Annotated in this window: 14 protein-coding genes; 12 read left to right on the top strand and 2 right to left on the bottom strand. The window is 71.1% G+C overall.

What is annotated here, in order from left to right; translation table 11 throughout:
- Window positions 1–594 precede the first annotated feature (594 nt).
- Window positions 595–1,542: a zinc-binding alcohol dehydrogenase family protein gene (locus ACFY4B_RS41780; protein ID WP_387976870.1), complete on the top strand. Its 948-nt coding sequence runs from the start codon at window positions 595–597 to the stop codon at window positions 1,540–1,542.
- Window positions 1,543–1,651: 109 nt separating this feature from the next.
- Entirely contained in the window at window positions 1,652–2,506 is an 855-nt protein-coding gene (locus ACFY4B_RS41775) for an IclR family transcriptional regulator (RefSeq protein WP_387976867.1), read from the top strand.
- A 71-nt stretch (window positions 2,507–2,577) separates the two neighbouring features.
- Here the strand turns inward: ACFY4B_RS41775 and ACFY4B_RS41770 are convergent, their stop codons facing one another.
- Entirely contained in the window at window positions 2,578–3,126 is a 549-nt protein-coding gene (locus ACFY4B_RS41770; protein ID WP_387976864.1) for a flavoprotein, read from the bottom strand.
- Between the two features lie 115 nt (window positions 3,127–3,241).
- On the opposite strand from ACFY4B_RS41770, the gene ACFY4B_RS41765 reads away from it, so the two are divergent.
- The 10 genes from ACFY4B_RS41765 (at window position 3,242) to ACFY4B_RS41720 (ending at window position 11,931) form a co-directional block, all read left to right on the top strand.
- A complete protein-coding gene (locus tag ACFY4B_RS41765; protein ID WP_387976862.1) occupies window positions 3,242–4,426 on the top strand; it encodes a helix-turn-helix domain-containing protein in 1,185 nt (394 codons plus the stop codon).
- A 91-nt stretch (window positions 4,427–4,517) separates the two neighbouring features.
- A complete protein-coding gene (locus ACFY4B_RS41760; protein WP_387976859.1) occupies window positions 4,518–5,147 on the top strand; it encodes a hypothetical protein in 630 nt (209 codons plus the stop codon).
- Entirely contained in the window at window positions 5,144–5,638 is a 495-nt protein-coding gene (locus tag ACFY4B_RS41755; RefSeq protein WP_387976856.1) for a hypothetical protein, read from the top strand. The genes ACFY4B_RS41760 and ACFY4B_RS41755 overlap by 4 nt, the downstream gene beginning before the upstream one ends.
- Window positions 5,631–6,077: a hypothetical protein gene (locus ACFY4B_RS41750; protein WP_387976853.1), complete on the top strand. Its 447-nt coding sequence runs from the start codon at window positions 5,631–5,633 to the stop codon at window positions 6,075–6,077. Before ACFY4B_RS41755 ends, ACFY4B_RS41750 begins: the two co-directional genes overlap by 8 nt.
- Window positions 6,078–6,102: 25 nt before the next feature.
- Window positions 6,103–7,422, top strand: coding sequence for a helix-turn-helix domain-containing protein (locus ACFY4B_RS41745; RefSeq protein ID WP_387976850.1), 1,320 nt, complete (start codon window positions 6,103–6,105; stop codon window positions 7,420–7,422).
- A gap of 102 nt (window positions 7,423–7,524) precedes the next feature.
- Window positions 7,525–7,731 carry a hypothetical protein gene (locus tag ACFY4B_RS41740; RefSeq protein ID WP_387976847.1) on the top strand — a complete coding sequence of 69 codons (207 nt, stop codon included), beginning with the start codon at window positions 7,525–7,527 and terminating at the stop codon, window positions 7,729–7,731.
- A gap of 64 nt (window positions 7,732–7,795) precedes the next feature.
- Entirely contained in the window at window positions 7,796–8,536 is a 741-nt protein-coding gene (locus tag ACFY4B_RS41735; protein ID WP_387976844.1) for a hypothetical protein, read from the top strand.
- A 2-nt stretch (window positions 8,537–8,538) separates the two neighbouring features.
- Window positions 8,539–9,843, top strand: a complete 1,305-nt coding sequence (locus ACFY4B_RS41730; RefSeq protein ID WP_387976841.1) for a UDP-N-acetylglucosamine 1-carboxyvinyltransferase — start codon at window positions 8,539–8,541, stop codon at window positions 9,841–9,843.
- Window positions 9,840–10,874 carry a serine hydrolase domain-containing protein gene (locus tag ACFY4B_RS41725; RefSeq protein ID WP_387976839.1) on the top strand — a complete coding sequence of 345 codons (1,035 nt, stop codon included), beginning with the start codon at window positions 9,840–9,842 and terminating at the stop codon, window positions 10,872–10,874. Before ACFY4B_RS41730 ends, ACFY4B_RS41725 begins: the two co-directional genes overlap by 4 nt.
- A 13-nt stretch (window positions 10,875–10,887) precedes the next feature.
- Window positions 10,888–11,931: a UDP-N-acetylmuramate dehydrogenase gene (locus ACFY4B_RS41720; protein WP_387976837.1), complete on the top strand. Its 1,044-nt coding sequence runs from the start codon at window positions 10,888–10,890 to the stop codon at window positions 11,929–11,931.
- A gap of 31 nt (window positions 11,932–11,962) precedes the next feature.
- On the opposite strand, the gene ACFY4B_RS41715 is transcribed toward ACFY4B_RS41720, so the two are convergent.
- Window positions 11,963–12,096 (bottom strand): rhodanese-like domain-containing protein (locus tag ACFY4B_RS41715; protein ID WP_387976939.1); only part of this gene is annotated, 134 nt, incomplete at its 5' end.

The following is a 12,096-nucleotide window of genomic DNA, read 5'->3' as shown; positions in this document are numbered from 1 at the left end:
CGTGACGGTCAGTGCCCGAAGCCGGTCGCCGTTCCCTGGCCTTCGACAGCCGGGGTCACCGTACGTAGGGAATGGGCGGGCGCCCGATCTCACTCGCGGTAACTCTGCCCTTGGCCGCGACACCCGAAAACATCGGCCGACCCGGCTCAGAATCACAGCCGGACGAAGCTGAAGCTCCATTACCTAATTCCCCATCAAACAGGCGGACCGCGATTGCGGCGACAGGGAGACATTAAGTAGCGACCCGGATACAGGTCAACAAATCAAGGGTATCTACGCGGGAAGAACGAAGACTTTTTCGGAGACTGAGAAATGATCTTCCCACGAGGGGCAAAGCAACGCTCCGCAAGCAGAGCACCCAGTTATGCGTAGCAAAACTCCCCCGCATTCTCACAGTGAGCAAGCACCCCAGCATCGCCACTCAGCGTCACGTGACGAATACCACTCGCGGAGAACATCCACTCCGACAGTGGACTTGACCCCTATATGCGCAAAAAGAATCCGGCGTTCCATGGCGGGTATATTCGCTGTCCGAGCGACCCGCGAGCGGGAACTCAGCGACAATCCGACATGCAATACTTGGGGCTGATAAAGATGCGCGCAATAGCCGTCCGGGAGTTCGGTGGCCCGGAGGTCCTGGAGCCGACCGAACTGCCCGAGCCGGAGAGTCGCCCCGGACACCTTCGGCTCCGCACCCGGCTGGCCGGCGTCAACTACGCCGACGTCCACCTGCGCGAAGGCTCATACCCCGCGCCCATGCCCGCCCCGTTCGTGCCGGGCAACGAGGTACTCGGCATCGCGGAGGACGGGCGCCGCTACATCGCGCTCAGCCGCGGTGGCGGCTACGCCGAGACCGCCGTCGTCCACCGGAAGCTCGCCTTTGAGGTGCCGGACAGCATCGCCGACCACGACGCCGTCGCGCTCACGCTCCAGGGCAACACCGCCTGGCACCTGCTCTTCACCGACCTGCGGGTCACCGCCGGGGACACTGTCCTCGTCCCAGCTGCGGCAGGCGGCGTCGGCTCGCTCGCCGTCCAGCTCGCCAAGCACGCCGGCGCCAAGGTCGTCGCCATGGCCTCCAGCGAGGAGAAGCGCCTGATCGCCACGGAGCTGGGCGCGGACGCCGTCGTCGACTCCTCCACCACCGAGGACCTCACCGAGCGGATCCTCGACGCCGCCGGCGGCCACGTCACCGCCGCGATGGAGATGACCGGCGGCGACGTCGTCCACGCCACCCTCGCCGCCCTCACCCCGCGCGGACGCCTCGCCGTCTTCGGCTCAGTGACCGGCGCCACGGGCCTCGTGCCCATCACCAGCCTGCTCGCCGGGTCGAAGGCGGTCAGCGGCTTCTGGCTGCCGAACCTCTACCCCTCCCGCACCCACCTCAACGACTCGATGTCCGCGCTGTTCACGGCGGTCACCGAAGGCTGGCTCAAGCCGCTCAACGGCCCGGTGTACAAGCTCGGCCAGGCCCGCCAGGCACACCACGACCTCACCGCCCGCCGCACCACCGGCAAGATCGTCCTTGACGTCGACCGCTGACCGGCCGCCCGCCCGGTCCTCCTTCCCTGCGCCCGCCTCCGGCGGGTTACCGCGGAACGTCCCCCTCGCGTCGTCGCCGGACGACGCGACGATCCCCCGGAAGCCGAACATGACGAGCACCACCACGCCCGCTCCCGACACGGTGTCCAAGCAGCGCCAGGAGGACGCACCGAGCAAGCCGCCGTCCTCGCTCGCGGCCCGCGCCTTCGCTGTCCAGCGGGCCTTCACCCAGCTCCCCGGCGAGGTGCACTCGTTGCGCGCCATCGCCGCCACCGCCGGACTCGACGACGCCACCACCCACCGGATCCTCAAGACCGGTGTCACCGACGGCGTCTTCGAGCAGATCGGCCGCGGCCGCTACCGCCTCGGGACCGGCACCGCCCGCGCCGGCGTCCAGGCCATGGCCCACTCCCCCAGCGCCGCGTCCACCCACACGATCCTCGAACGCCTCCACGCCGCCACCGGCGGTCTCGCCCTGCTCTACGTGCTCTCCCCCTTCGGCGGTGCCAAGCGCCTGTGCACCGACTACGTCATCGGCGACATCGACCCCGCCGAAGTCGGCATGTCCGCCGAGGACGTCGTCTCCGTCTCCCGCTCCCTGCGTACCGGCGCCTCCGGACGGGTCATCCTCGCCCACCTGCCCCAGACCATCCAGGACCTGGTCCTCGCCGAGGAGGTCCCGCCGACCGCCGGCCCCGGCGTGATCCGCGACAACGACGCGCTCAACGCGTCCCTCGACGAGATCCGCCGACTCGGCTTCGGAGTCGGCCGCCAGGAATGCATGCCCGGCTGGGACTCCGTCTCCGCCCCGGTCCTGTGGCATGACTCCATCATGGGCTCCGTCCTCCTGCTCCGGCGCTCCGCCGAAATGCCCGCCGACCTGCGGCCGTTGATCTACCACACCCGCAAGGCCGCCGAGAGCATCAGCGAGCTGACCACGAGCCCGATCGCAGCCGCCATCTGATATCCGCCCGGCCCCGACACTGGTGACGCTTCTGAGGCGCGGGGCCTGGCCAGGCCCCGCGCCTCAGAAGATCAACGCCGAACGGATTCTCCGGCCGCCGCGAGCGCTGCCTCCCACGGGTACGCTTCCGGCCGCCCCTGCCCCGGGACGTTCGGGACGAAGGCCCCTTCCCCGAGCAGCACCCGGACCCCGGCGTCGCGCAACGTCGTGACGCTGCGCGAGAACTGGGGGTGACCAGTGAGCGCCGTGTTCGTGCACGGCATCACGGTCAGCGGGATGCCCTTACCGATCGCCTCAGCCGCGTAGCCGATGACCCAGGAGGTCGTAATGCCGAGCGCGAGGCTGTTGATGCTGTTCATCGTTCCGGGGGCGAAAAGAACGGCGTCGGCAGGTGGAAGCACGTCCGGGTCGCCCGGCCGACGGTAGGAGGACTTCACTGGGTAACCGGTCAGGCGCTCTAGCTGCGGGACTTCGTCCTGGAGCCAGCTCGCCGCTGTCGGCGTGAGCCCGAGCACCACGTCCCACCCCCTGTCCTGCGCCTGGCGCACGACGTGCGCGACGTCCAGGACGGGCGGGGCGGCGGAGCCGAAGAGGTACAGGACAGGACGTGTGACGGACATGAAGGTCATCGAACCCTGTGGGAACGGACCTCGGCAACCCGCCGGAATCGGCTGAGGTCTACGGCTACTTGGCGCTACCGTCGGATCACCGGGCCCGACTCGCAAGGGACGCACCATGACCGACTTCACGCCCGACACCATCGGCAAGCGGATCAAGCAGACCCGCAAGCTTCGACACATGACCCAGACCGAACTCGCCCTGAAAGCGGCGATCTCGGCATCCCACATGGCTCAGATCGAGCAGGGCAAGCGACAGGCCAGCCCGGCAGTCGTCGCGTCCATCGCCCGAGCGCTGTCCGTGCCCGTCGCCGATCTCGAAGGACGCCCGTTCATCGAGGAGTTGCGGCGCGACCAGCTCGACGGGCTGATCCAGCCCATCCGCGAGTCGCTTGACGTCTTCGACCTGGGCGCGGACCCGGACGTCGCCCCGCGCCCGATCGAGGACCTCGTCACGCACACCGACCGGGTGTGCCGGCTGATCCGCGCGTCGGACCTGCGGAGCGCGGCGGCAGAGTTGCCCGGTTTGATCACCGAGACCACAACCGCGGCACACAGCACCGGTCACCGGCGTGCCTGGCAGGCCCTCGCCATGCAGTACCGCTCCGGCTACGACCTCGCGAGCAAGCTCGGGTTCCAGGACCTCGCGTCGATCTCCCTCGATCGCATGGGCTGGGCGGCGGAGCGGGCCTCCGACGCCGTGACCGGAGCGATCAGGCAGTACAACCGGGCACTGGCCTACCTGCGGGCCGGCCAGTACCGGACCGGCATCCGCATCGCGGAACTCGCCCGGCAGACGGCCGCGCAGGCCGATCCGGGTATCGAGCGGGAGGCCGTGACCGGTCAGGTGCACCTCGGCATCGCGGTGCTCGCCGCCCGGAACGGGGACGCCGAGGCGATCACCGGCAACCTCGCCGAGGCCGAGTCCATCTCGGTGCGAACCGGTGAGGTCCCGGAGCTCCTCTGGCTGGCCTTCGGTCCGACCAACGTCGCCGCCCACCGGGCGAGTTGCCTGATCGACCAGACCCTCTACCACGAGGCCCTGAAAGTCGCGCGGGCCATCGAGATCCCCGACTCCTGGCCCGCCAGCCGTGCCGCGCACCATCACGCCGAGATCGCCCGGGCTCTGCTCTGGACCGGCAAGGGCGACGCCGCCTTCCGCCGTCTCCTCGACGCCCGCCGCCTCGCCCCGCAGCAGTCCCGGCACAGCTCCACCGTCCGCGAAACGGTGGCCGGTCTGCTCCGGGCGCAACGTCGGCTCCCCGAGTCATTGACGAACTACGCCTCGTGGATCGGAATGTGACCGTGGACTAACACACGGTTGTGTGAGTTCCCGACTTCCATCGGCTCGACCTTGTTCATGACGGATTCACCGACATGACAGGAGTCACCGCATGCCCCGCTCGTTCGGCCCCGACAGCACGTGGGCCCCTCCCGGCGACACCGTCGTCGCCGTCGAGGGCGGCACGTTCTGGGACGCGGTCGCCGTCGGCCAGAAGCTCGGCCTGGAAGCCCTCTCGATCCTCGAAGGCGAAACCGCGCGCCGCCCCGGGCCGGTGATCTGGGACAGCCGCCGGGAGCCCCGGATCTACTTCCTGGTGCCCCCGCGCAGCGGCATCGAGGCCGACTTGCCCGGGGGGCGTCTGCTCAGCTTCGGCGACTACGTCGCGGTTCCGGGCGTCCTGGTCATCGAACCACCCGGCCCCCACTGGCTCGTACCGCCGGATCCCGGCCATCCGGACCGGCTCGTCGACCCGCTGCTCCTCGCCTCCGCCCTCAGGCGCGCGGTCGACTCCTGCTGGGTCACCGTCCGCGTGAGCAGCGGTCAGCAGTTCCAGGTGCTGGCCGGTGAGGCCCAGGTCGAGGGCAAGGCGTGCCTCAGGTGCAACACCACCGAACCGCCGCTGCGTCCGGCGGGCAGGGGCAGCGTCGTGGACGAGGTCGGCGCCGAGCACGCCTTCGACCCCGTGTTCTGTGCGACCCACCTGGAGAGCGGGGCGGCGTCGAAGGAGGGAGCCGAGTGATCCCGCGCCTCACGACCACGGCCGAGCGGCAGCGCGCAGTCGGGCCTTGGCTCGCCTGCGCGGCCCCGGTGCCCCGCCTCACGTTCAGCGACTGGAAGAAGGACGGCCTGGCGCTACTGCCCGCCGGCGTGCTGTTCGCCGTCGTGCCCGTTCCGGCCGCCGAGGTCCACGCGGCTGCTCGTACCGACCAGCATCGGCAGGTGGACCGCTATCTCAGCCGCGTGCTGGGCGGCCCGGTGTTCTGCTACGACTCGTGCGACACCTACTACGCGTTGGTCCCGGCCGGCACCGCGCGGGGCTGGAACCTCTCGGACGTGCCCTGCCTGGGCCGGGGACAGACCGTCGCCGTGCCGCGGCCGGGGCTGACCCGCGAGGACGGCGCCCGCGCCTTCTGGTCCGTCCAGATGAACGCCCCCGCCCTGCTGTGTCAACCCAACCTCGTCGCCCACCTCATTCTGGCCGGCCGACGCCGGGGGGCGACCTGTGGCTGAGCCCCTGATCGACATCGACGTGGCCGGGGTTCTGCGCGCGGTGCGCCAGGCGGACGCCCTCTCGGAACGAGCCCTGGCCGGCGAGGAACTCACCGGACCCCAATTGGACCTCCTCTACGCGTTGTACGAGGAGCTGACCGCCCATCTCGCGCTCCTGCTCGCCGCGGCGGAGGAGAAGTACCGGCACTCAGCGCCCCGGACCCCGATGCGGGTCCTCGTCCGCGACGCCCTGCGACTCGGTGGCAACCTGGTCGCACGGCCGCTGCGTCTCGGCGTGCTCGACATCGTCGTCATGGCACCGATCTGCCGCCTGCTCCTTGCGCTGCACCAGGGCAAGGACGCCTTCGCCCGCTACTCCGGAGCCCACCCGCTGGTCTGGGCGGAGCCGGAGACCGTGGAAGGCCAGGCCGCCGCGTCCACATCGACAGGTGAACCGTGATCACGGCACAGGGCTCGGGGGAACAGTGACCGACGGCACCACCACGTTCGGCAGGTTCGTCTCGCTACGTCGTTCGGTACTCGGCTGGACACAGGTCCGCCTGGCGGCGGAGCTCGACCGCAGCGAGGACTGGATGTCGCAGGTCGAGCGGGATGTCCAGCAGGTCCACGACCTGCAGCTCCTACGACGGATGGCCTCGGCCCTGGGCGTCGGGATCGACCAGCTCCTGACGCTGCCACAACCGGCCGCGAAGCGGCCGAGATCACCGCGTCGGCGTGTCAGCTCGGCTACGCTGGCGACGACTTCCGGTGCCGAGGAGGAGGACGATGTGCGTCGCCGCCCGTTCCTGACCCTGGCGGCTGCCGCCCTCGCCGCCCCGGTCGCCGGCCTGCAAGTCGCCCGTGCCGAGGCGCCGTCGCCGCTGTCCGGCCTGGAGGACCTGCTGGTCTATGGGCCGGGCAGGATCCCGGCTCCGCTCAGCGAGCCGACGCTGAGGTCCGTCGACGCTTCGCTCACCTCCTCCCGCCAGGAGTTCCGGTCGGCCCGGTACGACGTCCTCGCGCAGGCACTGCCCGGCCGGATCGTGGCCGCCGACCTGGTCGGTACGGCGGAGGAACGAGCCCGGAATGTCGCCCGCTTCTACAACGTCGCCGCCAGGTTGAGCATCAAGATCGGTGACAACAACCTGGTGGCGGTGACGTCGGACCGCGCGCTGACCGCCGCACGGCTGGGTGGCGACCCCCTGATCACCGCCGAGGCCCGGCGGATGGTCTCCAGTTCCTGGCGCCGCCAGGGCAGCCTCGCGCGGGCGACCGACATCGTGGTGCTCGCCGCCGAGGATCTGCTCACCGACGCCTCGGTGGCCGAGGCCGCCCGCCTGGCCGCGCGCGGTGACCTGTACGCCACCGCCGCCTACACCGCGGCCAAGTCCGGCGACCGGTCGTACGCTCACGCCCTCATCAGGGAGGCCAACGACAGCGCCACTGCGGCCGGCCGGACGTCCGGCCGTGCGGACGGTGTCCAGGGCGTCGCGCTGCACGAGCTGTCGGTGCATTACGAACTCGGCGACGCCGGGCGGGCGATCGAGCTCGCCAGGACGATCGACCCGGCCGCGCTGCCGACCGCCGAACGGCAGGCCAGGTTCTTCACGGACGTGGCCCGCGCCTTCGACCAGTGGGGCAAGTACGAGCAGTGCTACCGGGCCCTGCTCGCCGCCGAGGAGACGGCCCCGCAGGAGGTTCGCCGGGGTGCCGTCCGTGACCTCGCCGTCGGTCTGCTGCGGTACGACCGCCAGCTTCCGGGAGTTCGCGACTTCGCCGCTCGGGCAGGTGTGCAGCTGATCTGACCCGTAGTCGGACTACGGGCCGTAGTCCGACTACGGATCGCGGCAGCGAACAGGCAGTTCACTGGGACAGTCAACCCGTCCCAGGCTGCGGAGGCTCCCGCCATGCCGACGCCCAGCACCTCCTCGATCTCCACCGGCCCCCGGCACGCCGCGCCGTCGAACCGCGACCGGTTCGGTGTCTTCCTGACGGCCTCCTGGGCCACCCTGCACCTGCCTGTGCTCGTCCTGTTGGGCATCTCGGTGCAGCACCAGGTCGACGCCCGTCCGGAGGCCGCGGCCACCGCCCCGGACCTGTCGGCCGCCCCGTAGGCGCCGGCGTTCTCATCGGCTCCACCCCCTTCTTCCACTCGCTCGTCCGAGAGGAGAACCGGCCATGCACCGGCTGTCCATCGCGTCCTCGCTGAACTCCGAACTGGACCGCATCGACTACCGCACCACCCCCGAGTACTACATCGACACCGAGCAGGTCACCGACCCCGTCGTCGCGCACCTGCTCGGCCGCTGCCCGACCGTCTTCGGGCTCAAGAAGGCCATCGCCGACCTGCTGACCGGACGGTTGGACATCAAGCTGCCCGAGCCCGGCGGGACGATCGAGCCCGGTGCCGTCGTCCGAGGCACGGTGACCGTGGCCGCCGGGGCCGTCATCGCCGAGGGTGCGGTCGTCACCGGCCCGGTGCTGGTCTGCCCCGGTGCCGTGATCGACGCCGGCGCCCGGGTCAGGGACCACACCGTCATCGGCCCAGGATGCCGGATCGGCTGGGGAGCCGAGATCACCCGCTCCTTGCTGACCGGCGGGGTCTTCATGAAGCACACCAGCTTCGTCGGCGACTCCGTCCTCGGCATCGGCGTCAACATCGGCGCGTTCGTGTCCACCACCGGCCTGCGCGTCACCAGCGGACCGGTCACGGAGCCGGCCACTGACGAGGTCTGCGCGCGCCTCGACGGGCACCGCGTCCCCACCGGCCAGACCAAGTTCGGTGCCGTGATCGGCGACGGCGTGATCGTCCCCGCCGGCACCGTGCTCCAGCCCGCCACGCTCATCGGCGCCCACACCACCCTCTACCCCCGCACCCAGATCGGCGGGTTCTTCCCCGCCGGAAGCCAGGGAAGGTGACCATGACCGCCACCACGACCTCCGACCGGCTCACGCTGCGGATCACCGGCGGCCGCCCGCTGCACGGCAGCACGACCGTTCAGGGCAGCAAGAACATCGCCCTGCACCTGTACGCGGCCGCGATCCTCGCCGACCAGCCGCTCACCCTCACCGGCGCCCCCGCGATCCTCGACACCGGAGTGTGCGCGGAGATCCTCCACCGCACCGGCACCCACGCCACCGTGACCGACGGCGAGTTCGAGACCCGGCCAGCCGACTCCTACTTCCCGGTCATCCCGGACGACCTCGGCCGTCGCATCCGCACCACCGCGGTCATGGCCGCAGCCCTGCTGACCCGCTGCGGCAAGGTCACCTTCCCGCTGCCCGGCGGCGACGCCTTCTGCGCCCGCTACATCGACCTGCACCTGGCCGCCATGGAGGCCGCCGGCGCCGACGTCGAAGTGAACCGGGGGCGCGTACGTGCCCGTTTCCCCGGCTCGAAGCGGTTGCCGTTCATCACCACGGTCAGCACCAGGAAGTGGGGTCCGAGCCTGGGCGCGACGGTCACCGCGATGCTGCTGGCCGCCCGTACCCCCGGCACCTCGTCGATCCACGGGCCGAGCATCGAACCCGAGGTCACCGTCACCGCGGAACTGCTCGCCCGCTCCGGCGTCGGCATCACCTGGCAGGGCACCGAAGCGCTGCACGTCACCGGCACCGACCTCATCGCCGGCGGCGTCTTCCCGGTCCCGTTCGACCGCTTGGAGGCCGCGACCCTGGCACTCGCCGCCGCGATCACGGGTGGGACCGTCCACCTCGACGCCTTCCCTCCCAGCGGCTTCCCGGCGGGTCTGGTGTCGGTCTTCGCCGACACCGGGATCCTCCTGACCGCCGAACGCGCCGGGACGACGGTCGCCGTGCCGGCGGGACTGCGCGCGGTGGAGGCGGCGACCGGCCCGCACCCGGGCTACCCGACCGACGTCCAGCCCCAGCTGACCGCCGCCCTCACCCAGGCCTCCGGAACGTCCCGGATCGACGAGCGGATCTACAGCCGGCGTAACAGCCACCTCACGGCGCTGCAGCAGTTCGGCGCCGTCGTCAACGCCGACGGCCCGGTGATCACTGTCGAGGGCCCGTCCAGGCTCCTCGCCGCTGACGTGGCGGGCGAGGACATCCGGGCGGTGACCGCGCTCGTGCTCGCCGCCCTGGCGGCCGAGGGGACCTCTACGATCCGGGGCATGTACCACCTCCGGCGCGGCTACGGCGACCTGCTGGCCAAACTCTCCGCGCTCGGAGCTGACCTGACGATCAACCAGGAGCTTCTGTGAGCAACACCCGACCGTGGCCGTCGGACACCGTCACCGAACTGCAGCAGTGCCTCGACCTGCTGGTCGACGACGGCGCCCTGCCCGGCGGCGTCATCGCCTACGGCAAGCGCGGCAGCAAGCCCGCCTTCGCCGCCTCCGGCATCGTCGCGCCCGAGTGCGGAGGCAAACGGCCCGGCCCCGACACGGTCTACGACGCCGCGTCGCTGACCAAGGTCCTGTCCACCTGGCCGCTGATCGGCCTGGCCGACGGCATCTCCGCGGACACCCCGGTGCGCGACCTGCTGCCCGATCTTCCGGACCAGGCGCCCGGTGGCCAGGTGACGGTCGGGCAGATCCTCGCGCACACCTCCGGCCTGCGGGCCGACACGCGCCTCGACCAGTACCGGAACCGCACCGAGCCCCTGGCCTCGCTGATCTGCGGCGAGCCGCTGATCGCCGAACCCGGCGCCAGCCACCGGTACATCAACCGCGGGTTCATCCTCCTCGGCCTCGCGCTCGCCCACGTCCACGGCCGCCGCCTGGACGAGCTCGCCGCCGACCTCTGGCAGTCCCTCGGCATGACCCGCACCACCTACGGGCCCGTCAGCCGGTCCTCCGAGGTCGCCCCGACCGAGAAACGACTCAACGGCGGCCCGCGCCTGTGGGGCATCCCGCACGACGACAACGCCGCCCTGCTCGGCGGCGTCGCCGGCCACGCCGGGGTGTTCACCACTCCGGCCGACCTGGCGGCGTTCGCGGACCGGCTGCTCGCCGCGCACGCCGACGGAAGTGGCTTGGGCTCCTGGCTGCGCACCAGTATGGAACCGCAGGCCGACATCGAACCCGGCCTCCAACGAGGCCTTGCCTGGATCCTCGCCGACAGCGGCCGCATCGCCTACCACCACGGGTTCACCGGAACCAGCCTCTACCTCTCCCCCGGCACCGGCCGCTACCTGGCCCTCTGCACCAACGCCGTCTACCACCACCAGGACAACCGCACCCGCCTCGCCCCGCTCCGCGCCCTCGCACTCAAGGCCGTCACCGCCGACTGAGAGGACCCCTGCCGTGCCCCAGGACACGCTCGCGTCGCTGACCACCCTCCAGCTCGGCGGGCCAGCCAGGACCGTCCTGACCATCTCCGACCCCGCCCACTGGCACGACGTCGCCCGTACGGTCGGCCACAGCAAGGAGAACGACCCCGTCGTCCTGGGGCACGGCAGCAACGTGATCGCGGCGGACGCCGGCCACCCCGGCACCGTCGTGGTCATGAACACCCGCGGCATCACCACGAAGAAGATCGACGACACCACGGTGGCCGTCACCGTCCAGGCCGGCCACCCGCTCACCGACCTCGTCCAATGGGCCGCCGCCGAGCGACTGGCCGGCATCGAATGCCTCGCCGGAATCCCCGGCACCGTCGGCGCCGCACCAGTCCAGAACGCCGGCGCCTACGGCCAGCAGATCTCCGACACGCTCCACAGCGTCTCGGTCTGGGACTGGAACATGGGCTGCCTGCGGTCCTTCCCGATCCAGGCCTGCCGCCTGCGGTACCGCAGCAGCCGCTTCAAGGAGAACCCCGGCCGCTGGACCATCCTCACCGCCACCCTCCACCTGACCCGCACCCCGGCGGCGCCGATCACCTACCGCCCGCTCGCCGACGAACTCGACGTCCCCATCGGCACCCGACCGACCGTGCCGGAGGTCACCGCAGCCGTACTCGCCAACCGACACCGTCGCGGCCTCCTCCTCGACCCGAGCGGCCCGGACGCCCGCCAGGTCGGTTCGGTCTTCCTCAACCCACGAGTCACCGACGCCCAGGCCACACACTGGTCAGGCCTCGGCTGCCCCGTCCACCGGGACAGCGACGGCCAACTCCGCACCAGCGCCGGATGGCTACTGGAGTTCGTCGGCTGCCGCCCCGGCCAGACGATCACCGAAGGCGTGCGCTACTCGGAACGCCGCACCCTCACGGTCACCGCTCACGGAGACGCCACAGCGGCTGCGTTTGACCTGGCGCTCACCAACCTCGCCGCCCGGGTCGCAACGGCAACCGGGCTCATGCTCCGGCCCGAGCCGACGCGAGTCGGCCAGTGGGTCACCGGCCCCTGATCCGCCATCGGATCCGGCGACTTCACCTGGGTCAGGCCTGGGTGGGGTGGGTGAGGGTGTGCCAGGCGTGGTAGCCGCCGAGGAGGTCGGAGACGTCGGGGTGGCCGTGGTGGCGCAGCAGGCTGGCGGCGATGGAGGAGCGGTGGCCGCTGGCGCAGTGGATGA

The organism is Kitasatospora sp. NPDC001261 (genome assembly GCF_042896795.1).
GTDB lineage: Bacteria > Actinomycetota > Actinomycetes > Streptomycetales > Streptomycetaceae > Kitasatospora.
This window is presented reverse-complemented; position numbering and strand designations above follow the sequence as displayed.

Bases quoted from the DNA above. Each gene is read 5' to 3' on its own strand.
- ACFY4B_RS41780 (WP_387976870.1), top strand. From the start codon at position 595: ATGCGCGCAATAGCCGTCCGGGAGTTCGGTGGCCCGGAGGTCCTGGAG.
- ACFY4B_RS41775 (WP_387976867.1), top strand. From the start codon at position 1,652: ATGACGAGCACCACCACGCCCGCTCCCGACACGGTGTCCAAGCAGCGC.
- ACFY4B_RS41770 (WP_387976864.1), bottom strand. From the start codon at position 3,126: ATGTCCGTCACACGTCCTGTCCTGTACCTCTTCGGCTCCGCCGCCCCG.
- ACFY4B_RS41765 (WP_387976862.1), top strand. From the start codon at position 3,242: ATGACCGACTTCACGCCCGACACCATCGGCAAGCGGATCAAGCAGACC.
- ACFY4B_RS41760 (WP_387976859.1), top strand. From the start codon at position 4,518: ATGCCCCGCTCGTTCGGCCCCGACAGCACGTGGGCCCCTCCCGGCGAC.
- ACFY4B_RS41740 (WP_387976847.1), top strand. From the start codon at position 7,525: ATGCCGACGCCCAGCACCTCCTCGATCTCCACCGGCCCCCGGCACGCC.
- ACFY4B_RS41735 (WP_387976844.1), top strand. From the start codon at position 7,796: ATGCACCGGCTGTCCATCGCGTCCTCGCTGAACTCCGAACTGGACCGC.
- ACFY4B_RS41730 (WP_387976841.1), top strand. From the start codon at position 8,539: ATGACCGCCACCACGACCTCCGACCGGCTCACGCTGCGGATCACCGGC.